Below are 22914 nucleotides of genomic sequence, written 5' to 3'. Positions count from 1 at the left end.
TCAGCGCTCCCTGGGCTTACGGCCGTTCTGCCCCGTCTTGCCGAGCACGTACCGCAGCGCGTCGGCGAGCGACGCCTTGGTCGCGATGTCGCCGAACTCGATGCCGAGGGCCACGATCGTCTGGGCGATCTGCGGCCGGATGCCGGAGATGATGCAGTCCGCGCCCATCAGCCGGGCGGCCACCACGGTCTTGAGGATGTGCTGCGCGACCTGCGTGTCGACGGCCGGCACGCCGGTGATGTCGATGATCGCGTACGGCGAGCCGGTGTCCACCAGCGTCTGCAGCAGCCGTTCCATGACCACCTGGGCTCGCGCCGAGTCGAGCGTGCCCACCAGCGGGACGGCGACCACGCCCTCCCACAGCTTGACCACCGGGGTGGAGAGCTCGAGCAGCTGCTCGGCCTGGTCGGCGATGAGCTCTTCCCGTACGCGCACGTAGGTGTCGAAGGTGAACAGCGCGGCCTGGTCGACGAAGCTCGAAAGGGCGACATAGTCGCGCAGGTGGCCGCCCTCGCTGCCGTCCATCACGCTGAGCAGCGCATCCTTGAAGGCGTAGATGCTCACCGCGGTCTCGGTGGCGCTGAAGCCCTGCCGGGCCCGGCTGCCGGACAGCTCGCTGAGCTGGGCACGCAGCTCGGCGGCCGACTCGTCGTTGAGGTCGGTGGCGCCGCCGGCGAAGGCCAGCTGGAAGCCTTTACGCAGGTCGGTGGTCTGCCGCTGCAGCTCCGTGCGGCTCAACCGGCCACGCAGGCCCTCGGCGACCCGATCGGTCCACTCGCCGACCAGGGCGGCCTCGTTCTCCTCCAGCAGGACGGCGAAGCGACCTGCCTCTTCCGCGCTCAGCGCCACGCTGACTCCCCTACCTTGGTACGCAACCGCGCGGACTCTATCACCGGCTGGTTGGATAGTTGCCCTAAGCCAACTAAAGCGCCAAGGTCACAATCGGCGTGCCCCGTCCTGCCGATCCGTGGTGACCTGGAGTACCGTTCAGCACATATCTGGAGGTCCTGAATGTCCCTGACGGTACAAACGGAACAGCGCGCCGACATGGTTGTCGTGTCGGTGGCGGGCGAGCTCGACATGGCCACAGCGCCCCAGCTGCAGGACCAGATCAGCGACCTGCTGGAGAAAGGGCGCACCCGGCTGGTCTTCGACCTGGCCGAGGTCTCGTTCTGTGACTCCACCGGGCTGTCGGTCTTCGTCCGGGCCAAGAACAGCACCGACGACGCCGGCGGCACCGTGCGGCTGGCCGCGCCGCAGCGCGGGGTGCTGCGCATCCTCGAGGTCAGCGGCCTGGTCGAGGTCTTGCGCACCTATCCCACGGTCGACGAGGCGGTCACCGCGCAGGAGCCGGCCCTCGACTGACTTTCTCCTCTTACCCCGATCGGCGTAGTTTGTCGCCGACCGGTGGTGGGCACCTGCTGCCGGACGACGAATCCCCCTCTCGGCGTGCTGGAGTGTGCTCGTGAACAAGATCTTCCAGGGCTTCAAAGACTTCATCATGCGCGGCAACGTAGTCGACCTCGCGGTCGGCATCGTGATCGGCGCCGCGTTCACCGCGGTGGTCACCGCCTTCACCAACGGCTTCATCAAGCCGCTGATCCAGCTGATCAGCGGCGGCTCCGGCGTCAACGCCGGTACGTGGAAGGTCCGCGGCGTGGTCTTCGACTACGCCACGTTCATCAACGCGATCATCACGTTCCTGATCACGGCGGCCGTTCTGTACTTCCTGGTCGTTTTCCCGCTCAACGCGCTGGCCGAGCGCCGCCGCCGGGGCGAGGAGCCGCCGCCGAAGGCGCCCAGCGAGGACATCGTGCTGCTCACCCAGATCCGCGACCTGCTGGCCCAGGACGCCACCGCGTCCGGCGCCCGCGGCAGCGCGGTGAACGACATCCTGAACCGCACCCAGGAACCGCCGCGCTGAAAAAGATCATCCAGACCCGCTCCGTCTCGAACAAATGTTCGATACAGTGCCGGGATGGAGCAGCGTAAGCACTGGTGGAACGGCAAGTGGGGCCGCATCGCCCGCAAAGACGTATACCTGCGGGTGAGCGGCGACCAGTGGTATGTGGAGCAGCGCGCGGGCGGCGCCGACGGCGTCTCGCACTTCTTCGAGTACGACAGCGAGGAAGCGGCCCTGGACACCGTCCGCGCCCTCCTGGCCGGCCCCGACGACTGGCGCGAGCTCTCCATCCGCCCGCCGGCTCGCTGAGGCCTCGGTTGCCTATCCGCCCGCTCGCCGGCGCCGGCCCACCCGACCCCGGCGGTCGCCGCACGCCGCAGCGCCAGCCAGCCTCTCCGGAGGCTGGCTTCTTTGTGCGCGCGGCGCGTTTTTGGCGTGCGACGCGCTTCCGCCGCGCCCGCCGGCGTCGCCGCGCGGCCGGGCGCTCTTTTCGCGCCCTTCCTCTCGCCTGGCCGACGCCTACGCGGCCGGGCACTCTCTTCCGCGCCCTTCCTCTCGCCTGGCCGGCGCCTACGCGGCCGGGCACTCTCTTCCGCGCCCTTCCTCTCGCCTGGCCGGCGCCTAGGCGGCCGGGCGATCCTCGGCGTGTTCCGCGGTCATCGGACCTCGGGGCACCAGGCGCAAGCCCGGGCGCAAAGCCGGCGAGGCCGCCTCCCCGTCCTCGTCCCCGTCGCCGAAGCGCGCCCGCCAGCCCGACCAGCCGCCGGTGGCCCGCACCCCCGGCGGCGCCGCGAAACCGCCCGGAATCCGGGAGAGCGCCACCACCAGCAGATATCCGAGGATGACGAAGCCGTGGCTGACCAGCCGGGTGGCGTCGACCCGACCGCCGGTCAGGTCGTTGACCGAGAGCAGCAGCAACATCCCGACGAACGCCGTGAGCATCGGCACCAGCCCCGAAGGCCGGCTGCGGCGCAGGGCGATGAAGAGGTACCCGGCGCCGACCGCCACGTTCCAGGCCGCCGACTCGTGCCAGAGGTGGCCGGGCGTCGCGTCCAGCCCCGGCGCGTGCACGTGGGTGCCGGCCACGCCGCCGCCCACCTGTCCGAGTCCGAGGATCAACTGCACCGCACCCACCCCGGCCAGCGCGACGTAGAGCGCCGTCGCCCACGGGAAGCGCCCCCGGCGCCCGGCCGGCGCCGGCTTCGGGCCCTCGGCATTGGCGATGGCGGCGAGGATGTTGGCGCTGAGATCGGGCGCGGCGCCCACCCCCATGCGGGTCAGCCGGTTGACCGTGGCCGCCTGGTCGAGCCACTCCCGGCATCCGGCGCAGCCGGCCAGGTGCTCGTCGACCAGCGGCCGGCCGGCCGGGTCGTCCTCGCCGTCCAGCTGCGCAGACAGCATCTCGCGCCACCGCTCACAAGCCATGTACCCATAGTCGCGCGCCGCGCCCGCAAAGTTCCCGCCCGCGGCGCGCCGGCCGGGAGAGGCGCTCAGCGCATGCTGGGCCCGGGCAACTGCGGCCTCCCCGGCTGGGCGCCGCTACCGCCCAGCAACCTCTTCCGCTCCCGGAAGGCGCGCAGGTTGGCCGTGTTGCCGCAGGTGGAGACGTCGTGCCAGACGCCGCTGTTGTTGCGGGACGTGTCGAAGAACGCCGCCCGGCAGTCGGCGTTGTGGCACAGCTTGAGCCGCGGCCACAGCCCGGCCTGCTGGGCCAGCAGCGCCTCCGCCCACAGCGCCGAGGCCAGCCAGCGGGTGCCGCGGCCGGTCGGGACCATCCGCACCCAGCCGTCGGCGTCGGGCACCAGGCTGACCGGCACGTCGGCCGGCGGCAGGGCACCGTCGTGACGGCCGTCGCCGGCGGCGAGGATGACGTTCTCGAACGCGGTGCGCAGGCGCCGCAAAGACCGCAGATCGGTCGACGAGATCAGCAGCGTCGGCGCCGGCAGGCCGGAGACCCGGGACCAGGTGGCCAGCGACTCGGTCAGCCAGCGCTGGGCGTCATCGGCGTTGAGCAGCAGGTCAGCGCCGTAGTGCATGGTCGCTCGGGTGTTCAGCAGATCCTGCACGAGCGCGAGCCCGGCCGGGGCTTCGCGTACGCCGTGCCGGGCGCTGGCCATCCAAGACATAGCCGAAGGGTACTTGACTCTTTTTCATGACCGCGTCCACCACTCGTTCGATCCCTGCCGGGCGCTTGCCACGGCCGGTAACGATAAGAAGGCGATGCGAACGTGAAAACGCATCCGGTGGTCATTGTGAGACGTTTTCGGCAATGATCCTCTGTGGGACAGGAGGAGCGCATGGTGCGGAAGGCTCTGACGCTTGCGATCGCGGTCGCGGCGACACTCACGCTCGCGACGGGCTGCAACTCGGATGAAGGCTCGCAAACCGGGGCGCAAGCTCCGAGCGTACCGCCGACGTCGGCGCAGCCGTCACCCAGCGTGAGCGAGTCACCGAGCGCAAGTCCCAGCGCGTCGCCGGCCCCGACCGTGACCCCGACGGCGAACCCGCAGAAGCTGAAGGTCGGCGCGAAGGGTCCGGCGGTCCTCGCGCTGCAGCAGCGGCTGACCGATCTCGGCTACTGGAACGGCAAGGTCGACGGCAAGTTCGGCGGCACCACCCAGCAGGCCGTCTTCGCGCTGCAGAAGGCGGCGGGCATCGGCCGCGACGGCACCGTCGGCCCGAAGACCCAGAAGGCGCTCGACGCCGGCGTCCGGCCGAAGGCGAAGTCGAAGGCCGGCAGCGGCTACCTCGTCGAGATCAACCTGAAGAAGCAGCTGCTGATGTTCGTCAAGGACGGCGAGGTGGTAGCCACGCTCAACACCTCGACCGGCTCGAACCAGCACTACGAGTACGAGGGCCAGACGTACCTCGCCGACACCCCGACCGGCCACTTCAAGGTCGGCCGGCAGATCGACGGCATGCGGCACGGCCCGCTCGGCGATCTCTACCGGCCGAAGTACTTCAACGGCGGCATCGCGGTGCACGGCTCGCCGAGCATCCCGCCCTACCCGGCCTCGCACGGCTGCGCCCGGCTCTCGAACGCGGCGATCAACTGGATCTGGGCGACCAACAAGATCCCGCTGAAGACCAAGGTCTGGGTCTACAACGCTTGAAAAGCAACGCCTGAAGTCAGCCGTCGATCCGGGTGATGTTGCGGATCTTGTTGGAGGCATCCAAGGCCGCGACCTTGTACGCCTCCGACAGCGTCGGATAGTTGAAAACCGCGTCGACCAGGTAGTCGACCGTACCGCCGCACCCCATCACGGCCTGCCCGATGTGGACGATCTCGGTGGCGCCCGTCCCGAAGACGTGCACGCCCAGCAGCTTTCCGTCGTCCGGAGCGACCAGAAGCTTCAACATCCCGTACGAGTCACCGACGATCTGCCCTCGGGCGAGCTCCCGGTACCGGGCGATGCCGGTCTCGAACGGCGTCGACGAATCGGTCAGCTCGTCCTCGGTCTTACCGACGAAGCTGATCTCGGGGATGGTGTAGATGCCGATCGGCTGCAGCGAGCCCATCTCGCGCACGGACTCCCCACAGGCGTGGTGCGCGGCCAGCCGGCCCTGCTCCATCGAGGTCGAGGCCAGCGCCGGGAAACCGATCACGTCGCCGACCGCGTAGATGTTCTCCACCGCCGTGCGGTAGTTGAGGTCGACCTCGATGCGCCCGCGCCGGTCGGCCGCGAGCCCGGCGGCCGCCAGGTTCAGGTCGTCGGTCTGGCCCTGCCGCCCGGCGGAGTACATGACCGTGTCGGCGACGATCTTCTTGCCGCTCTTGAGGATGCAGAGCGCGGCCGTCGCGTGCTTCTCGACGGCGGCCACCTCCTCGCCGAACCGGAACGTCACGCTCAGGTCGCGCAGGTGGTACTTCAGCGACTCCACGATCTCGTCGTCGCAGAAGTCGAGCATCTTCTCGCGCCGCTCGACCACGGTCACCTTGGTGCCGAGCGCGGCGAACAGTGACGCGTACTCCATGCCGATCACGCCGGCGCCGACCACGACCATGCTGCGGGGCACGGCCTGCAGGTTGATCACACCGTCCGAGTCGACGATCGTACGGTCGTCGAAGTCCACGCTGTCGGGACGGGCGGGACGCGTACCGGCCGCAATGATGATTTTGTCGGCGCTGATCTTCTGTTCCCGGCCGCTGCCGCCGTCGACCCAGATCGCGTGCGCGTCGGCGAACCGCCCGATGCCGGTGATCATCTGCACGTGGTTGCGGGAGAGCTGGTTGCGGATGACGTCGGTCTGCCGGCTGATCACGTGCTGGGTGCGGGCGGCCAGATCGGCGACGGTGATCTCGTCCTTGACCCGGTAGCTCGACCCGTAGAGGTCCCGCTGGCTCAGCCCGGTCAGGTAGAGCACCGCCTCGCGCAGCGTCTTGGACGGCACGGTGCCGGTGTTGATGCAGACCCCGCCGATCATGTCCCGGCGGTCGACCACCCCGACTCGGCGGCCCAGCTTCGCCGCGGCGATCGCGGCCTTCTGCCCGCTGGGCCCGGAGCCCAGTACCAACAGGTCGTAGTCATACACATCGCTTAGCGTCGCAGCCGCCGGGCTCGCCGGTCTACGGCGGCCATCAGCTTTTTTCGCATCGTCAGCCGAAGGTCACCGCTGACTGGGGCACACCGCGACCTGGCGGCGGCGCGGCGCGGGCACACCGGCGACCGGTGGCCAGGCCGTCCCGTACAGCTCGGCGCAGATCACCACGCTCATCCACGGCACCCACGGCCCGCTCAGCACCAGTGGCGGCCGTCCGGCGAAGTCGAGCTCGACCGACCACTCGCCCGGCACCGGGCGGACCCGGACGACCTCCGAGAGCGGGTGGTCCACACCGGAGACGACCAAGCGCTGGCTGGTGATGACGGCGATCCGGCGGTCGGCGCCGTCGACGGTGACCGGGAACCAGCCGTACTGCGTCTCGGCCGCCCGCAGCGGGATCGTCGGCGTCACCCCCACCGGACGCCCGCCTCGCCGGACGAACCCGGCGAGCATGTTCATGGCGCGAAACCCCGCGCTCAACTGTTCGGCCCCGTATTCCACGGGAACGATAGTGACCGGCTTTCGGCTCGCTGACCAGCGGATTTCCCGGAACTGGCCGATCCGGCTAACCCGACTGATGTGGATTCCAAGCACTTGCTTGACATCTTCCATCGACGGACGCAGTATTCCAAGCATGTCTTTGGAATCGGCCGATCGGCATGTCGTCGGCGACCCGCTGGCGCTGCGGGCCCTCGCCCACCCGTTGCGACTCAAACTGCACGCGCTGGTCGGACGCGAGGGTTCGATCACCGCCGCCGAGGCCGCCCGCCAGCTCGGCGTGAGCCAGGCGCTCGCCTCCCATCACCTGCGCCAGCTGGCCAAATACGGCTACGTCGAGCATGCCGACGCCGGCGACAACCGGGAGCGGCCGTGGCGGGTCACCCATACGTCCAATCGCTTCGAGCCCGGCGAGTCGATCGACGCGCAGGAGGCGGCCGAGGCGCTCGAGCGCATCCTGATCGAGCGCAGCGCCGCCTACCTCACCGACTGGCAGCAGCGCCGCGCCGACGAGGACCCGGGCTGGACCGAGCACACCGGCGTCTCGCAGAGCCTGGTCTACCTCACCCTCGACGAGATGGCGGAGCTGGCCGACGCCTGGTTCGCGCTGATCGACCCGCTGGTCCGGCGGCGTCCGATCGGCGACCCGGCGAGCCGGCCGGCCGATGCGGTGCCGATCGACGTCACGCTGGTCGCCGTCCCGCTGCGGCCGACCGCCACCGGAGGCTGAGATGCGACGGGCACTCCGCCACCGCGACTACCGGCTCCTGCTCGCCGCGAACTTCGTCTCGTTCACCGGCGACTGGATCCTCAACGCCGGCCTGGCCTACCAGGTCTACGTGCTCACCGGCTCGACCATCGCGTCGGCGGCCATGGTCCTGGCGGCGCTGATCCCGCAGGTGACGCTCGGCTCGTTCGCGGGCGTGCTGGCCGACCGGTGGGACCGCCGCCGCACGATGATCGCCTGCAACGTGCTGCTGGCCGGCACGCTGCTGCCGCTTCTGCTGGTCGACCAGCCCGGGCGGGCGCCGATCGTCTACGCGGTGGCGGCGGTGCAGAGCTCGCTCGCGGTCTGCTTCGCGTCGGCCGAGGCCGCGCTGGTACCAGCCCTGGTCGAGGGGCGCGACCTGGTCACCGCGAACGCGCTGAACGGCCAGGCGCGCGACGTGGCCCGGCTGACCGGCGCGGCGCTGGGTGGGGTGCTGGCCGCGGTCGGCGGCATCCGGCTGATCACGCTGGCCGACGCGGCCACCTTCGCGGTGGCCGCCGCCCTGCTGGGGGCGATCCGGCATCGGTGGGTCCGGGTGGGCGCTCCGCGCATCCGCAACGATTGGCGAGACGGTACGCGGATAGCCCTGTCCACCCGTACGCTGCGGATCCTGCTCGTCTTCGCCCTGATCACCGGCGTCGGCGAAGCCATCATGATGACGCTGATGGCCCCGTTCGTCCGCGACGTGCTCCACGGCGGCAACCAGATCTACGGCACGATCATGGCAGTCCAGGCGGTGGGCGGCCTGGCCGGCGGCATGGTCGCCACCCTGATCGGCCACCGCTTCGAGCCCCGCCTCCTGCTGGGCGCCGGCGCGGCCGTCTTCGGCCTGCTCGACCTGGCGCTGTTCCTCTATCCGCTGTTCCTGACCGCCCTCTGGCCAGCCCTGCTCATCATGGTGCTGGTCGGCCTACCCGGCGCGCTGACCGTGGCCGGCCTGACAACGGTCTTCCAGAAATCCACACAGGACACCCACCGAGGCCGCGTCTTCGGCGCGATCACCGCCCTGAAGGCGGCGGCCATGCTGGCCGGCATAGCCTTGGCCGGCGTTCTTCCCGCACACGCTGGCATAGTCCCGGTGATAGCCCTGCAGGGCGTCGGGTACCTGACCGCAGGCCTGCTCGCGCTGGCCCTGCTCCCGCGCCCGGCTCCCACTTCCTCCGCCCTCCTCGCCGATCCCGCGCCGCCCACGCCGTCGTCGGCACCGCCCGCACCCGCACCGCCAGCACCCGCACCGCCTACCACCTCGCCCGCAGCCGTGGCGTCCTGAACGTGTAGGCCGGCCATTTCTAGGAAGTGGACGCATCGCGGGCCGATTTAGCGACCACTTCCTAGAAACGGCCGGGCCAACAGGCGCGCCAGCCGCGGAAGGCGCGCCGGAACCGGCGAAACACGCGCGGCCCGTCACCGCGCCGCAACCACCGCGCCGCACCCCGCCGCACTCGCCGCAGTCGCCGCACCCTGCCCCACCCCGATCACTGGGTGGGCCGAACTCTAGGGGCCGCCTACGACGATTCCCGCGGCTCGTCCACAGCCGCTTGGCCGTGTCATCTGCCCGGGATGAGGCGCGGGCGGCGCCGCGCACGAGACGCTTTCGGCACCAGCACCGTCCGAGGAGGCGACACGATGGCTTTCGATACGTTCATGGTTTATGCCGGTGTCTATCCGAGCGTCGCGGCCGCCGAGGCGGACTACGACCTGGTCAAGGAACTGCATCGGGAGGCGGGACTCATCGACGCGTACGACGCGGCGGTCCTCGAGCGCCGGGAAGGCGGCAAGACGAAGATCGTCAAGAAGCACGAGACGCCGACGCGGGTTGGTGGCGTGCTCGGCGGCGGGGTCGGGCTGGCGACCGGTCTGGTGGTGGCACTGTTCCCGTTCGCGGCGATCGGTGGCGGGCTGCTCGCGGCGACAACCGGCGGCGGGGCCATCCTGGGGGCCGTGGCCGGGCACGCGGCGGCCGGAATGAGCCGGCATGACCTCAAGGAGCTGGGCGAATATCTCGACGAGGGCCAGGCCGGTCTCGTCGTGGTGGCGGCCTCGGACATGGGCGCCAAGGTCGAGCGGGCCATGAAGCGGGCGGAGAAGCTCGAGGCGAAGCAGCTCAAGGCGGACACGGCCGAGATCGAGCAGGACGCCAAGGCCGCCGGCGCCCCCGCGTGAGAGCACCGGCGGCGCGTTCTCCCGGATGTCCTGGACAATGGCCGGGTGCGAGAGGTGGTCGACGGCGTCTTCGAGCTCAGCCTCGGTTTCGTCAATGTGCATCTGGTCCTGACCGACGACGGAGTCGTGCTCGTCGACACCGGGCTGCCCCGGCGTTCGACCCGCATCGACAAGGCGCTGCACGACATCAAGAAGCAGATCGGTGACGTACGCACGATCCTGCTCACACATCACCATTTCGACCACACCGGGAACGTCGCCGATCTGCGCACCCGCTCCGGCGCGCGGGTCTTCGCGCACGCGGCCGACGCACCCGTGATCACCGGCGCGATCCGGGCCGAGCCGAAGCGGGCGCTGGTCCGGCTGGTCTCCCGGTTCATGAGCGCCGAGCCCACGAAGATCGACCAGCTGATCACCACCGACGAGTCGGAGCCGATCCCGGGCTTCACCGCCCTGCATACGCCCGGCCACACCCGCGGCCACGTCTCCTACCTGCTCGACCGGGCCGGCGGCGTGCTCTTCGCGGGCGATGCGGCAGCGGGCAAGAAGGGCGAGGTCGGCAGCGCGCCCCGAGCGGCCGCGGAAAATCTCGGCGACCTCGACCGCAGCGTGCTCAAGCTGGCGTCGCACACGTTCGAGAACGCGGTTTTCGGCCACGGCCAGGCGATCAGCGCCCGGGCGGTCGAGCGCTTCCGCGCCTACGCGAGCACGCTGAGCGGCGATTAGCTCGTACGCGCAAAAGCCCTTGTCGTTTGGGTCTTGTTTGAGCCTCGGACATCGGCGCCAATCATCGTGACCGTATGCGAGTCGCTCTGGTCACGGAGTCTTTCCTGCCGGATGTCAACGGGGTCGCGCACTCGGTGGTGCGAGCGGCCGAACATCTGATGCGTCGCGGGCACCAGCCGATGGTGATCGCGCCGCAGCCGCCGCCGGCGGTGCGCGATGCCCGGGTCGACGTGCCCTACGAGGTGGTGCGGATCGCCTCGCTGCCGATGCCCGGCTACCCGCAGATCCGGCTGGGTCTGCCCACGCCCACGATGACCGGCGCTCTCAAGGCGCACGGCACCGACGTCGTCCACCTGGCCAGCCCGTTCTTCCTCGGCGCGTGGGGCGCCGCGGCCGCCAAGTCACTCAAGCTGCCCGCCGTCGCCGTCTATCAGACCGACGTCGCCGCCTACGCCCGCGCCTACAAGGTCGGCATGACCGAGGGCGCCGCCTGGCGCTGGATCCGCACGGTGCACAACTCGGCCGCCCGCACGCTCGTGCCCTCCACCGAGTCGGGCGCCGCACTCGGCGCGCACGGTGTCGAGCGCATCCACCTCTGGCGGCGCGGCGTCGACGACGTGCAGTTCCATCCCTCCCGCCGCAGCGCCGGACTGCGGCGCGCGCTGGCCCCGAACGGCGAGGTGGTCGTCGGCTTCGTCGGCCGTCTCGCGGTGGAGAAGCAGGTCGACCTGCTCGAGGAGGTCAGCCGCCTGCCCGGCGTACGTCTGGTGATCGTCGGCGACGGCCCGGCCGGTCCCGCCCTGCGCAAGGCGCTGCCCCGGGCCACCTTCCTCGGCGTGCGGCGCGGCCTCCAGTTGGCACGCATCTACGCGAGCCTCGACATCTTCGCCCACACCGGACCGTACGAGACGTTCGGCCAGGCCGTGCAGGAGGCGATGGCCAGCGGGCTGCCGGTGGTGGCGCCGCGCGCGGGCGGTCCGGTCGATCTCGTGACCCACGGACGGACCGGTTACCTGGTGCCGCCTTTCCAAGTCAAAGGCTTCACCGACGCCGTACGCGACCTGGCCGCCGACGCCTCGAAGCGGGCCATGTTCGGCGCCGCCGGCCGGATCGCGATCGCCGGTCGCAGCTGGTCCGCGGTCGGCGAGGAGCTGATCGGGCACTATGAGGCCGTGTGCGGTGACTCGGTGATGGCGGTGGCCGCGTGAGGATCGTCCGGGTCGCCAACTTCGTCGCCCCCCGGTCCGGCGGCCTCAAGACGGCGCTTCGTCATCTCGGCGCCGGCTATCTGGCCGCCGGTCACGAGTCGGTGCTGGTCATCCCCGGGCCCGAGTTCCGCGACGAGCAGACGCCGCAGGGCCGGGTGGTCACGCTGCCCGGCCCGCTGGTGCCCGGCGTCGGCGGTTACCGGGTGCTGCTCGAGCGGCGTCGCCTCGCCACCATGCTGCGCACGCTGCGGCCGGACAGCATCGAGATCTCCGACCGCACCACGCTGCGCTGGCTCGGCCGCTGGGCCCGGCGCGAGGGCGTGGCGTCGATGATGGTGTCGCACGAGAGCCTCGACGGCCTGCTGCGGCTGTTCGGCCCGGCGTCCGGCCGGCGCATCGGTGACGTGCTCAACCGGCGCACCGCCCAGGAGCACGACCGGATCGTCTGCACGACGCAGTGGGCGGCGAACGAGTTCGAGCGGATCGGCGTGCCGAACGTGGTGCGCGTGCCGCTCGGCGTCGACCTCGACCGGTTCTCGCCGTCCCGCCACTCGCCGTCGATGCGCGCGCGCTGGGCGACCCCCGACGACGTGCTTCTGCTGCACTGCGGCCGGCTTTCGCCGGAGAAGAAACCCCGCCGTTCGCTCGCGGCCGTCGAGGCTCTCCGTCAGGCGGGCGTACGCGCGGTGCTCGTCGTCGCCGGTGCCGGACCACTGCGGCAGGCGCTGCAGGACGAGGCCGCCGAGCGGGGGCTGCCGGTGCGCTTCCTCGGGCACGTGAGCGATCCGGCCGAGCTGGCGAGCTTGCAGGCCAGTGTGGACGTGGCGATCGCGCCCGGCCCGGTCGAGACGTTCGGCCTGGCCGCGCTGGAGACACTGGCCGCCGGCACCCCGGTGGTGGTCAGCGCGGAGAGCGCGCTGCCCGAGGTGATCGGCACGGCCGGCCGCGCGGCGGCGGGCGAGGGCCCGGCGTACGCGGAAGCGGTCCTTTCTTTGCTCGCTGTTCCCGAGGACGAGCGGCGGGCCCGAGCGCGGGCCCAGGCCGAGAAGTTCCCGTGGTCGGCGTCGGTGGCCGGCTTCCTGGCCGCCCACGAGGCGGCGGTCGGAATGCGCCGCTTTCGCACCGCAACAGACCGCGCCCAACGCCACCCATAACCACCGCGACCAGCGGAAACGCGCCGTTGACCGACGCCGAAGCAAAATCGGGGAACGCCGCAGGTACGCTGTGATCGCGGGCCGCTAGCTCAATGGCAGAGCTGAGGACTTTTAATCCTTAGGTTCGGGGTTCGAGTCCCCGGCGGCCCACGAGTGGTTGGGTGGAGCCTGCTCGCCGAACGCGCGAGCCAACACCACTCGTCATGCCTGCTCCGGGGGCCGAGCCCCCGGACACCCCGCGCGGCGCGGCGGTTGCGCCCCGTCTGCACGGTGACGCCGGCACGTCCCCGCTGACCCGCAGCCGCATGGTGCAACGTCCGGTCCACTCTATGACCTGCGGTTTCTCGGTAGGCGGGCGTCCCATGTGGTATGTGGACGCTTGTTGGTTCTTCCTTATCGCTTGGACCGTTTTGGTCGTATTTTACCCTCGCGGGATGTGATTCCGGCTGTCTGACCTGCGGTTTTGGCCGTGTTCGGAGTGTTAGCTCGCGGTGGTGCGGTGGACGGGTCGCCCGGTTGGGGTGGTGGTCCGGGTCGGGGTGTTTGTTCTTGGCGGCCATCTTGGCGCGGGCGTTTCGGGCGGTGGTCAGGATGAGTCGGGCGGTGGCTTCGGCGGCCTTGTGCTGGGCGGCGGGTAGCACGCTGGTGTAGGTGTTGGCGGTGAGCACAATGCTGGCGTGCCCGAGTTGGTCTTGGACGGTTTTGAGGTCGGCGCCGGCGGTAACGGCGGGTGCGGGCCTGCCGCGCCTCGGGTCAGGGCGCGGTAGCCGCCGTGGCTGGCCGTCAGGGTGTCGGAATTCGAGGCGCCACCAGGAAACAAGCTGTCCGCTCTGTCGTCGCACGTGACCGCGCCATTGAGATCGGTTCAGCTGAACAAACTAGCGAGCTCGACAGTTTCCGATTCCGGAGGGAGTTTCAGGTCGGGAAAGGTCGCCCCGAAGTCACGGAAAGAAAGGGTGCCGCCAAGCTGGATCCCGCCGTCCCACCGCAGCACGTGGGGCGGACTGATCGTGAAGTCCCGGGCCGGTGATTACACCAACGACCCGAGCGCGCCTGGTCGAGTTGTTGACGAGCAGAAACCGCTTGGACTTCATCGAGGGACTCCGTCCGGCATAGCCCGACCCGGTACCCGCATTACGGGACTCTTTCGAGGAAGGAGCAGCACGAGTGCGCATCGAGACAGCGGCAAGGCGAGTCCACGCGACGTGACGGCGGCCCGGGACGCGGGCGCGCGACTCGCCAGATCCGAGCGCCGGTGCTGGCATCGCTCATCAAGCGGCGCTTGATCGGCAGAGTTTTGTCAGACCCTGGGCGTAGCGTCCCGGCCATGACGTTGTCGAGAGAAGAACGCGAAGCGTTTCTTGCCGAGCCGCACGTCGGCGCCCTGTCGGTAGTCGAACGGCCCGATCGGGCGCCGCTTACTGTTCCCATCTGGTACCAGTACGAGCCAGGTGGTGAGCTATGGATTGCCACCGGACCGGATGCACGCAAGACGCAGGCGATCCGCGCGGCGGGCCACTTCGGCCTGATGGTAGAGCGCAGTGCGCCGACGGCCAGGTACGTGTCGGTGCGAGGACCAGTAGTGCGCATTGAGCCGGGTTCGCCTGAACGGTCGCGGGAACTGGCGCGGCGCTACATTCCAGCCGCAAGGGTGGAAGAATACTTAGAGTTCGAGCGGACGCATATCGGTACACAAGTAATTGTCCACATGCGTCCCGAGCATTGGCTTTCTTCGGATCTTGGACCGGAATGGTGAATGACGCGACGACATCGTCCGTGGATATTGAGTGCTGTCCGTTCGGTCGACGACCCAGGGTGCGGCGCCGTCGTCGCGACGTAGTTGTGCGTCGGTAGCGGATCCGTGGGTGCTCCGTGGGTGCTCGGATGTTCCGTACCTGGGACGGATTTGCCGCGCGGATCCGGGATCCGCGTCGCAAGTGCCCCCACTCGAACCTGTCACCTTAGGTGGTGTAGCGGCTGACCTGCTAGTACGCGGCAGGGCAATGCTGGATTCATCGGCGGAATCCGGACCAAGCACCATAAAAGAGGCGAAGGCCGCCGTGGACGAGGAGTTCGATGGCGAGTCTCGCGCCGAGTCGCTGGTGCAGCCATTCCAGGTGGCGGGTGTCTTCTCGGGACGGGACTGCACGCCCGTGCCAGGGCGGCGTAACCGCGTTACCGGCGGGTGGGTAGGCGCACGGTGAAGACGGTTGCCGCTTCGTCAGGGTCGTTGATGCTGGTCGTGCCGCCGTGTAGTTCGACGATGGCACGGACCAGGGTGAGGCCCAAGCCCTTGCCGGGCACGCCCTGGTGCCGGGCGGCACGACCGCGGAAGAAGAGCTCGAACAGCCGGGCCCGCTCCTCGTCCGGGATGCGCTTGCCGGTGTTGGAGACGCTCAGCACCGCGGCGTGGGAGTCGGCGTGCAGGTTGACGCCCACGGTGGAGGCGTCCGGCGCCCACGTCAGCGCGTTGCTCACCAGTTCGTCGACGACCTGGCGCAGGCGGCGGGCATCGCCGTGGACGGGCGCGGCGTCGGTGGTGTTCACGTCGATGGTGACGCGCCCGTCGGCTCGGGCACGGGCGTCGTCGGTGGCGGCACGGACCACGTCGGTCAGGTTCATCGGGTGCCGGTCGAGCTCCAGGTGGCCGGAGCGCAGGCCGGCCACGTCGAGGAGGGTGACGACGATCGCGTGCAGGTCGGCGACGTTGCGGTGCATCACGGCGAGCATCTCGCGATGCTCTTCGGACAGCTCCGGATCCTCGACCAGGATCTCGGTGTAGGCCTGGATGCTGGTCAAGGGCGTACGAAGCTCGTGTCCCACCAGCGCGATGTACTCGTCCTTGGTGCGGTCGAGCTCGGCGGCGAGGCTTTCCGCGCGCCGGCGCTCGAGGAACCCACCGAGCTGGGCGCCGATGCCGGTCAGGATCGCGGTGCGCGTGTCGTCGGCCACCTCGGTGGTGTCGCTGTAGCAGACGAGCACGCCGAGTACGTCCGACCCGCTCGGCACCGGAATCGCCAGCGCCGCGCGCCCCGGCCCGGCGCCGTCGAACGGGTCGGGGCCCCGGTGCACGTCCGGGACCCAGATGGCCTCGTTCGTCTGCCACGCCCGGCCCGGCGCTCCCTCACCCGCCGGCAGCGGCTCGGGCAACGGTTCGCACGCGTACCGGTCGTCGCCGGCCCAGCAGGTGCTGCGGCGTAAGACGTGGGCGACATCGTCGACGATCCAGAACTCGGTGGCGATCCAGCCGGTCATGACGCCGATCAGTCGTACCACTTGGGCCAGAACACCATCGGTGGGTGCCGGCCCGGCGGTCAGCTTGGCGATCTCCAGTTCGCACTCCTTGAGCCGGGCGGTACGGCGCACCGCCGTCACGTCGTGCATCGCCACCACCGCGGCCAGACCGGAGCGATGCCCGACCGGCCGGGCGTGCATCCGGAAGACGCGCACGGGCGTCCCCGGGCTCCGCATGACGACCATGGCGTCCCGGACATGCTCGCCGCGCAGGGCCTGGGCCAGCGGGTGGTCCGCCGCGGACAGAGGGCTTCCGTCCGACGTGTACAGATGCAGCCGGCTCGGCCACTGGTCGGCCGATGCGCCGGCGATCCGGCCGGCGACCAGAGCGCGCGCGGCCTCGTTGTACACCACCGGCCGGCCCTCGACATCACACCCGATCACCACGGTGTCCAGGCTGTCGGCCAGGTCCTGGAGGGTCTGGCGCTGCTCCCACAGCGCTTGGTGCGCGAAGGGCTCGGCCTCCCGGTGCCGGGCCGGCGCCTGCGGCTCGCCCGTTTGCGGGCGCGACAGATCTTTCTCCTGCTGTGCCTGCACGTACGCGGTGACGTCCTCCGCCCGGTGCACGATGTGCGTCACCTCGCCGCGGGAGTTCAGGACCGGCACGCTGACCGGTGCCCACCAGCGGGCCTCGAAGCCGCCGCCGACTTGCGGGATGTCGTATTTGTGCAGCGCCATCACGTCGGTCACCCGGTCGCGCAGCACCCGCCGCAGCGAGGCGCCCAGATTCGCCGCCCCGGGGGCGGAAGGGTCGCGGGGGTTCTCCGGGAAGGCCTCCAGGATCGGGTGACCCACCAACTCCGGCCGGGATCGCATGGTCGCCGCCTGATAGGCGTCGTTGGCGTCGACGATCAGCAGCTGCGGGTCGAGCACCACCAGCGGCGTCGGGACACAGCGGAACAGCGACCGATAGTCAATCGGTTCCTGCGCACCACCCACGACGCCGCCCCTCCTCCGTCCGATACCACCGTATTTGCGGGGTGCTGCGCGCGTCGTCCGATTGGCGGACTCCGGCGTAGCAAATACGGTCGAAAGCGGCATCTACCGGACGTACGTGTCGTCGTGATCGGTATTTGGGTCTCTGTCTAACTAATTGCCGCCCGTAAATGCGTGGACCTAAGATCCGCTCGCCCGCGTTCGTGCGGGCCAATCGGGGAGCACGAGATGAGAAACTCCGCACGAGGCCTCCGGATCGCGGCGGCCGCCGCGGTCGGCCTCGCCACCGCGGCCGCCGGATTCAACACCGCCGCCCATGCCACGCCGTACGGCAGCAACCTGCCCGTGACCGCGTGGACCTACACCGACTCGGGACAGCCGGACGCGCCCGCCCTCAACCCCACCGGCGACATGCCCGTCGGCACGTTCGACGACGGCACCGGAATCCGGCACACCCGCCGGGCCTACTTCACGTACGACATCAGCGGTCTGGCCGGCCGCGTGCCGCACCAGGTGAACCTCTACACCAGCGAGACCTCCGTCGAGAGCTGCGACGTGCAGGCGCCGGTCGAGATCTACCGGACCAGGCCGGTCAACGCGACCACCACCTGGCACAAGGCGCCGGCCGAGCTCGAGCTCGTCCGCCGGGCCACCCTCGGCAAGGGCGTCTACTGCCCCGGCGCGTACGTCGGCACCGATGTGACCGCGCAGATCGAGGCCGCTCTCGCCCGGCACGAGAAGACGCTCAGCTTCGAGGTGCGGATCGCCGCCTCGGCCGAGAAGGACGCCGAGGTCGCCCGGACGTTCCGGCCGCTGACGCTCTTCGTGCAGTCGAACGCCGTACCCGGGGTGTCGTCGCCGCAGGTGGCCTACGCCTCCGGCACCGCATGCGGCACGCTCGCCAAGCACCCGACCGCCGTGCACCCGCAGCTCTCGGTCAAGGTGTCCGATGCGGACGAGAACGACTACGACTCCGTGACCTTCGCGGTGTGGCCGGTCGACCAGCCCGGCCAGCGGACCACGTACCAGTCGCGAGCCGGCTCCGACGGCCGGGCCGCCGCGAGCACCACCCTGAGCGACTACGCCGACGGCACGGTCGTGGGCTGGCAGGCGCAGGCGGCCGACGACCAGGACACGTCGGCGTGGAGCAGGATCTGCTATCTGACCGTCGACAAGACCCCGCCGGCCACCAAGCCGATCGTCACGTCCACCAGGTACGCCCCGTCCACCGACGGCGTCGGCACCGGCGGCGAGGGCGTGCCCGGCACGTTCGTGCTCGACGCGGCCGGCGACCGGGACACCGTGGCGTTCGCTCTGAGCGACGACTTCTACGCCAAGGTCCCGGCCCGGGTGACGACCAACCACCCGGGCGGCAAGGCGCGCGTGACGGTCACGCCGCGCTACGGCGGCAGCGACACCTTGCACGTCACGGCGATCGACGGCGCCGGCAACCGCGGCGCGACAACCGATTACGCGTACGTCGTGCGGCGCACCGGCCCGTACGCCCAGATCACCGTGAACGGCGTCGGCGTCGACAGCCCCGTGAAGCTCACTGCCGCGTCGGGGCTGACCGTCACCTCGTACACGTACCTGCTCGAAGATGGTTACGGCGTCCCGATTCCGGGCGAGGACGAGGTCCGGGTGGCGGCCACCGGAAACACCGCCGTCGCCACGATCGTCTTCCCCCGGGCCGGCTACTTCAGCCTGCGCATCCGCGCCTTCAACGGCAAGAAGCTGGTCGGCGAGCAGACCCAGCAGGTCAGCGTCAGCGACGCACCCGACGTGAGCTCGGACGTGTTCGGCTGGGACAGGGATCAGCCGTACGGGACGAGCGGCAGTTTCACGTTCCGCCCGCGCGAGAACGGCGTCGTCGCGTACGTCTATGACTTCGGCGACGGCAAGCAGAAGCGGATCGACGCCGCGGCCGACGGCACCGCGGTGCTCGACTGGACGGCCGAGACCGGCGGTTACTACAACCTCACGGTCTCGTCGGTGCGGGAGGACGGCGCCACCTCGACCGCGACGCAGTACCCGTTCACGATCACCGACCCCCGCCCGACCGTGACGACCGACATCAACACCGACGCCGACCCGCGCACGGACGGCGTGGGCGTGCCCTTCACCGTCTACTTCGCGCTCGACCGGTGGGACCCGTTCCACTTCGTCTACAGCATCGACGGCGGCCCCGAGCAGGACGCGACGCCCGGTGACTGGTCGACGTCCATCCAGGTGACGCCCGCGCACAGCGGGCCGATGACGATCGCGGTCCGGGCGCAGTTCGACGACGGGACGACGACGCCGACGCGTACCGTCACCATCGACGTGCTCGACGCGCCGTTCGTCGCCGCGACCTCGCCGTACGGCGGTACCCCGGTCGTCGGCCTGACCGACACGCTCGCCTTCACACCCGGCCGGTCCGGCGTGGCGAGCTACCGCTACACGGTGAACGGCGGCGACATCCGGGCCGCGGCGGCCGGCGCGGACGGTACCGCCAAGGCCACCTTCACCCCCGCCGACAACGGGCTCGTCGACCTGATGGTCTCGAGCGTCGCGGCCGACGGCACGGTCAGCACCGCGCGGCACTACCAGTTCGTCCCGGTCACCCAGGACATCGGCGTGACCAGCCAGTACGGCGCCGACACCTGGGCGGGCGTCGACGTGGGCGGCGATCTCACCTTCACCAGCACGGTGGACAAGGGCGTCAGCGCGTACGTGTGGCAGGTCGACGGCGGCCCGGCGGTGACGACGCCGGCCGACGCCACCGGCGCGGGCGTGGCCGGCTTCCGGCCCACGCACGAGGGCGACAACACCCTCAACGTGCGGGCGCGGTACGAGGACGGCACGCTTTCCCCGGTGCGGGAGTGGCACATCTACGTAGGCAGCGCGCCCGAGGTGACCATCGGCGAATGCACGGCCGGCCAGCCGGTCACGTTCACCATGCACGGCGGCCTCAGCCACGTCGACTCGTTCCACTACGCGGTCGAGGGCGGCGACGGCCTCATCACCGACGGCACGGTCACGGCCGACTCCACCGCTACCGCACAGGTCACTTTCACGCCGTCGGCCGGACCGATCACCATCTACGCTTTCGCCCACGCCGAACCCGGTGACGCCGGCGGAAGCGTCGCCTACCAATACGCGAACTGCGCCGGCTGAGCCGACGCGGAACCCCGTATCGCGGCCCGGCCGGACCTCCGGCCAGGCCGCGTCGCTTTCCCGATCGCGCCTCTCGCGGCCGCGAGCGCCGACGAGGGTGGGCTGCACGCGGCGCCGCTCACCGCGGAGCTGCTCACCGCCGCGCCGCTCACCGCAGAGCTGCTCACCGCCGCGCCGTCCGCCGCCGGGCCGCTCACCGTCGCCGCGCCGCACACCGCCGGGCCGCTCACCGCCGCGCCGGTTGGGTTGACGCTGCGCCCAGGGCTCGCACCGCGGTCATCAGCAGGCGCCAGAACGCCTGGACGTCGAGGGACACCGCCACATCGGCGTTCGGGGCCCGGCCGGTGCGGCCGTGCAGGTCCACCACGGTGGCGCCGCGCGTGTGGGTGCCGCCCAGCTCGACGGACACCGGGGCCGCGAACGTCTCGACGACAGCGGGGTTGATCACGGCGGCCACGGCAATCGGATCGTGGACGGGCGGGTGCTCGAAACCGAACTCGCGCCGATACGTGCCGGCGAAGAATGTCATCAGGTCGGCACAGATCGCACCCAGGCGCGTGCCCATGCTCCGGAACTCACCGATGATCTCGGTGGTCGCCAGCGCCCGGTGGGTGACGTTCAGGCCGATCATCGTGGTCGGCAGGCCGGAGCGCAGCACGATATCGGCGGCTTCGGGATCGGTGACGACATTGAATTCGCCGTACGGGGTGGTGTTGCCCCGCTCGGTGGACCCGCCCATGAAGACCACCCGTCGCACCCGGGGCAGCACCTCGGGATGACAGCGCAGCAACAGGGCGACGTTGGTGAGCGGCCCGGTGGCGACCAGGGTCACCGGCTCCGGCGATCCGGTGATCAGCCGCCGCATCAGCTCGACCGCGTGCACGGTGGCGACCGGGCCGACCGGCAGCTCGAGCTCGGGCCCGTCCAGCCCGGAGGCGCCATGGATGTCCTCGGCCACGACCAACTGGCCCACCAGCGGCCGGTCGCAGCCGGCCGCGACCGGGAGCTCGCCGCCGACACCGGCCAGCGCCAGCACCTTCAGCGCGTTCCGGGTCGTCTTGTCGAGCGTTTGGTTGCCGGCCACCGTCGTGACGCCGAGAAGCCGTACCCGCGGGTCGCCCACCGCCAGCAGCAGCGCCAGCGCGTCGTCATGCCCCGGATCGCAATCCAGGATCACCGGAACCGCTTGCCGATCGTCTCGTGAAGAGTCCGTCATCCCCACGACGATAGGCCCAATAAACGACGAAAGGCCCACCCCGGAAGGGTGGGCCTTTCGTATGTTGAGTCCGGCGGCGTCCTACTCTCCCACACCCTCCCGAGTGCAGTACCATCGGCGCTGGAGGGCTTAGCTTCCGGGTTCGGAATGAGACCGGGCGTTTCCCCTCCGCTATGACCACCGAAACAGCAGCCAGCAGCAGAAAACCAGCAACCAACACGTGTGTTGGGTGGTTGTTCGTTTGCTGTGAATCACACAGTGGACGCGTTGAGCATAAAGTTTAGGTGTGGTTAAGCCCTCGGCTTATTAGTACCGGTCAACTGAACCAGTTACCTGGCTTACATTTCCGGCCTATCAACCCAGTCGTCTGGCTGGGAGCCTTACCCCCTCAAAGGGGGTGGGATACCTCATCTCGAAGCGAGCTTCCCGCTTAGATGCTTTCAGCGGTTATCCCTTCCGAACGTAGCTAACCAGCCGTGCCCCTGGCGGGACAACTGGCACACCAGAGGTTCGTCCGTCCCGGTCCTCTCGTACTAGGGACAGCCCTTCTCAAGTATCCAACGCGCACGGCGGATAGGGACCGAACTGTCTCACGACGTTCTAAACCCAGCTCGCGTACCGCTTTAATGGGCGAACAGCCCAACCCTTGGGACCTGCTACAGCCCCAGGATGCGACGAGCCGACATCGAGGTGCCAAACCATCCCGTCGATATGGACTCTTGGGGAAGATCAGCCTGTTATCCCCGGGGTACCTTTTATCCGTTGAGCGACACCGCTTCCACACGCAAGTGCCGGATCACTAGTCCCGACTTTCGTCCCTGCTCGACCTGTCAGTCTCACAGTCAAGCTCCCTTGTGCACTTACACTCAACACCTGATTGCCAACCAGGCTGAGGGAACCTTTGGGCGCCTCCGTTACCCTTTAGGAGGCAACCGCCCCAGTTAAACTACCCACCAGACACTGTCCCTCGACCCGATCAGGGCCGCAAGTTAGATACCCAAACCCAACAGAGTGGTATTTCAACAATGCCTCCACCCGAACTGGCGTCCGAGCTTCACCGGCTCCCACCTATCCTACACAATTAAATTCGGATACCAATGTCAAGCTATAGTAAAGGTCCCGGGGTCTTTCCGTCCTGCCGCGCGTAACGAGCATCTTTACTCGTACTGCAATTTCGCCGGGCCTGTGGTTGAGACAGTGGGGAAGTCGTTACGCCATTCGTGCAGGTCGGAACTTACCCGACAAGGAATTTCGCTACCTTAGGATGGTTATAGTTACCACCGCCGTTTACTGGCGCTTAAGTTCTCCGCTTCGCCCTTACGGACTAACAGGTCCCCTTAACGTTCCAG

The 22914-nt window shown here is 69.6% G+C and carries 19 protein-coding genes, 1 tRNA gene and 2 rRNA genes (1 of these 22 cut by a window edge); 13 read left to right on the top strand and 9 right to left on the bottom strand.

Annotated features, from left to right (window positions below; genetic code table 11):
- Entirely contained in the window at window positions 1-849 is an 849-nt protein-coding gene (locus ACQP2F_RS01090) for an STAS domain-containing protein (RefSeq protein WP_433299815.1), read from the bottom strand.
- Between the two features lie 162 nt (window positions 850-1011).
- On the opposite strand from ACQP2F_RS01090, the gene ACQP2F_RS01085 reads away from it, so the two are divergent.
- The 3 genes from ACQP2F_RS01085 to ACQP2F_RS01075 all read left to right on the top strand — a co-directional run bounded on the left by ACQP2F_RS01085 (window position 1012) and on the right by ACQP2F_RS01075 (window position 2212).
- A complete protein-coding gene (locus ACQP2F_RS01085) occupies window positions 1012-1365 on the top strand; it encodes an STAS domain-containing protein (protein WP_127500198.1) in 354 nt (117 codons plus the stop codon).
- Between the two features lie 109 nt (window positions 1366-1474).
- Window positions 1475-1924 (top strand): large conductance mechanosensitive channel protein MscL, encoded by a 450-nt coding sequence (mscL, locus tag ACQP2F_RS01080; protein WP_433307291.1) that lies wholly within the window; start codon window positions 1475-1477, stop codon window positions 1922-1924.
- Window positions 1925-1978: 54 nt separating this feature from the next.
- Window positions 1979-2212, top strand: coding sequence for a hypothetical protein (locus ACQP2F_RS01075; protein ID WP_433299814.1), 234 nt, complete (start codon window positions 1979-1981; stop codon window positions 2210-2212).
- A 312-nt stretch (window positions 2213-2524) separates the two neighbouring features.
- On the opposite strand, the gene ACQP2F_RS01070 is transcribed toward ACQP2F_RS01075, so the two are convergent.
- Entirely contained in the window at window positions 2525-3304 is a 780-nt protein-coding gene (locus ACQP2F_RS01070) for a zf-HC2 domain-containing protein (protein ID WP_433299813.1), read from the bottom strand.
- 89 nt (window positions 3305-3393) lie between these two features.
- Entirely contained in the window at window positions 3394-4029 is a 636-nt protein-coding gene (locus tag ACQP2F_RS01065; protein ID WP_433299812.1) for a CGNR zinc finger domain-containing protein, read from the bottom strand.
- 360 nt (window positions 4030-4389) lie between these two features.
- Between ACQP2F_RS01065 and ACQP2F_RS01060 the strand changes: the two genes are divergently transcribed.
- A complete protein-coding gene (locus tag ACQP2F_RS01060) occupies window positions 4390-5016 on the top strand; it encodes a L,D-transpeptidase family protein (RefSeq protein WP_433299811.1) in 627 nt (208 codons plus the stop codon).
- A gap of 16 nt (window positions 5017-5032) precedes the next feature.
- Here ACQP2F_RS01060 and sthA read toward each other — a convergent pair whose 3' ends face one another.
- Together sthA and ACQP2F_RS01050 are read right to left on the bottom strand one after the other, a co-directional pair.
- Window positions 5033-6436 carry a Si-specific NAD(P)(+) transhydrogenase gene (sthA, locus tag ACQP2F_RS01055; protein ID WP_433299810.1) on the bottom strand — a complete coding sequence of 468 codons (1404 nt, stop codon included), beginning with the start codon at window positions 6434-6436 and terminating at the stop codon, window positions 5033-5035.
- Between the two features lie 75 nt (window positions 6437-6511).
- Window positions 6512-6904 (bottom strand): hypothetical protein, encoded by a 393-nt coding sequence (locus tag ACQP2F_RS01050; RefSeq protein WP_433299809.1) that lies wholly within the window; start codon window positions 6902-6904, stop codon window positions 6512-6514.
- Between the two features lie 175 nt (window positions 6905-7079).
- Here ACQP2F_RS01050 and ACQP2F_RS01045 point away from each other — a divergent pair, with 175 nt between their 5' ends.
- The 8 genes from ACQP2F_RS01045 (at window position 7080) to ACQP2F_RS01010 (ending at window position 14719) form a co-directional block, all read left to right on the top strand.
- Window positions 7080-7673, top strand: coding sequence for a winged helix-turn-helix domain-containing protein (locus tag ACQP2F_RS01045; protein WP_433299808.1), 594 nt, complete (start codon window positions 7080-7082; stop codon window positions 7671-7673).
- 1 nt (window position 7674) lies between these two features.
- The gene (locus tag ACQP2F_RS01040; protein WP_433299807.1) at window positions 7675-8982 is read left to right on the top strand and encodes an MFS transporter; all 1308 of its coding nucleotides are present in this window, start codon (window positions 7675-7677) and stop codon (window positions 8980-8982) included.
- A 356-nt stretch (window positions 8983-9338) separates the two neighbouring features.
- Window positions 9339-9875, top strand: coding sequence for a hypothetical protein (locus tag ACQP2F_RS01035; protein WP_433299806.1), 537 nt, complete (start codon window positions 9339-9341; stop codon window positions 9873-9875).
- Between the two features lie 45 nt (window positions 9876-9920).
- Complete coding sequence (locus ACQP2F_RS01030; protein ID WP_433299805.1) at window positions 9921-10601, top strand: MBL fold metallo-hydrolase; 681 nt, start codon at window positions 9921-9923, stop codon at window positions 10599-10601.
- A 74-nt stretch (window positions 10602-10675) separates the two neighbouring features.
- The gene (locus tag ACQP2F_RS01025; RefSeq protein WP_433299804.1) at window positions 10676-11809 is read left to right on the top strand and encodes a glycosyltransferase family 4 protein; all 1134 of its coding nucleotides are present in this window, start codon (window positions 10676-10678) and stop codon (window positions 11807-11809) included.
- The gene (locus ACQP2F_RS01020; protein WP_433299803.1) at window positions 11806-12963 is read left to right on the top strand and encodes a glycosyltransferase; all 1158 of its coding nucleotides are present in this window, start codon (window positions 11806-11808) and stop codon (window positions 12961-12963) included. The genes ACQP2F_RS01025 and ACQP2F_RS01020 overlap by 4 nt, the downstream gene beginning before the upstream one ends.
- 78 nt (window positions 12964-13041) lie before the next feature.
- Window positions 13042-13113 (top strand) — tRNA-Lys (locus ACQP2F_RS01015).
- Between the two features lie 1177 nt (window positions 13114-14290).
- Entirely contained in the window at window positions 14291-14719 is a 429-nt protein-coding gene (locus tag ACQP2F_RS01010) for a pyridoxamine 5'-phosphate oxidase family protein (protein WP_203851570.1), read from the top strand.
- Between the two features lie 419 nt (window positions 14720-15138).
- Here ACQP2F_RS01010 and ACQP2F_RS01005 read toward each other — a convergent pair whose 3' ends face one another.
- Window positions 15139-17196 carry an ATP-binding protein gene (locus ACQP2F_RS01005; protein WP_433299802.1) on the bottom strand — a complete coding sequence of 686 codons (2058 nt, stop codon included), beginning with the start codon at window positions 17194-17196 and terminating at the stop codon, window positions 15139-15141.
- 225 nt (window positions 17197-17421) lie between these two features.
- Between ACQP2F_RS01005 and ACQP2F_RS01000 the strand changes: the two genes are divergently transcribed.
- Window positions 17422-20349, top strand: a complete 2928-nt coding sequence (locus tag ACQP2F_RS01000) for a hypothetical protein (protein WP_433299801.1) — start codon at window positions 17422-17424, stop codon at window positions 20347-20349.
- 226 nt (window positions 20350-20575) lie between these two features.
- Here ACQP2F_RS01000 and ACQP2F_RS00995 read toward each other — a convergent pair whose 3' ends face one another.
- The 3 genes from ACQP2F_RS00995 to ACQP2F_RS00985 form a co-directional block, all read right to left on the bottom strand.
- On the bottom strand, window positions 20576-21526 hold the full coding sequence (locus ACQP2F_RS00995) for a nucleoside hydrolase (RefSeq protein ID WP_433299800.1): 951 nt from the start codon (window positions 21524-21526) through the stop codon (window positions 20576-20578).
- A 107-nt stretch (window positions 21527-21633) separates the two neighbouring features.
- A 5S ribosomal RNA gene (gene rrf / locus ACQP2F_RS00990) occupies window positions 21634-21750 on the bottom strand.
- A 101-nt stretch (window positions 21751-21851) separates the two neighbouring features.
- Window positions 21852-22914, bottom strand: a 23S ribosomal RNA gene (locus ACQP2F_RS00985); it runs 2051 nt beyond the window's last position.

The organism is Actinoplanes sp. CA-030573, from assembly GCF_050951115.1.
GTDB lineage: Bacteria > Actinomycetota > Actinomycetes > Mycobacteriales > Micromonosporaceae > Actinoplanes.
This window is presented reverse-complemented; position numbering and strand designations above follow the sequence as displayed.

What these genes read in the sequence shown, in the direction of transcription:
- ACQP2F_RS01085 (WP_127500198.1), top strand. Translation starts at nt 1,012, where the DNA reads ATGTCCCTGACGGTACAAACGGAACAGCGCGCCGACATGGTTGTCGTG.
- ACQP2F_RS01075 (WP_433299814.1), top strand. Translation starts at nt 1,979, where the DNA reads ATGGAGCAGCGTAAGCACTGGTGGAACGGCAAGTGGGGCCGCATCGCC.
- ACQP2F_RS01070 (WP_433299813.1), bottom strand. Translation starts at nt 3,304, where the DNA reads ATGCTGTCTGCGCAGCTGGACGGCGAGGACGACCCGGCCGGCCGGCCG.
- ACQP2F_RS01065 (WP_433299812.1), bottom strand. Translation starts at nt 4,029, where the DNA reads ATGTCTTGGATGGCCAGCGCCCGGCACGGCGTACGCGAAGCCCCGGCC.
- ACQP2F_RS01050 (WP_433299809.1), bottom strand. Translation starts at nt 6,904, where the DNA reads ATGAACATGCTCGCCGGGTTCGTCCGGCGAGGCGGGCGTCCGGTGGGG.
- ACQP2F_RS01045 (WP_433299808.1), top strand. Translation starts at nt 7,080, where the DNA reads ATGTCTTTGGAATCGGCCGATCGGCATGTCGTCGGCGACCCGCTGGCG.
- ACQP2F_RS01040 (WP_433299807.1), top strand. Translation starts at nt 7,675, where the DNA reads ATGCGACGGGCACTCCGCCACCGCGACTACCGGCTCCTGCTCGCCGCG.
- ACQP2F_RS01035 (WP_433299806.1), top strand. Translation starts at nt 9,339, where the DNA reads ATGGCTTTCGATACGTTCATGGTTTATGCCGGTGTCTATCCGAGCGTC.
- ACQP2F_RS01025 (WP_433299804.1), top strand. Translation starts at nt 10,676, where the DNA reads ATGCGAGTCGCTCTGGTCACGGAGTCTTTCCTGCCGGATGTCAACGGG.
- ACQP2F_RS01010 (WP_203851570.1), top strand. Translation starts at nt 14,291, where the DNA reads ATGACGTTGTCGAGAGAAGAACGCGAAGCGTTTCTTGCCGAGCCGCAC.
- ACQP2F_RS01000 (WP_433299801.1), top strand. Translation starts at nt 17,422, where the DNA reads ATGAGAAACTCCGCACGAGGCCTCCGGATCGCGGCGGCCGCCGCGGTC.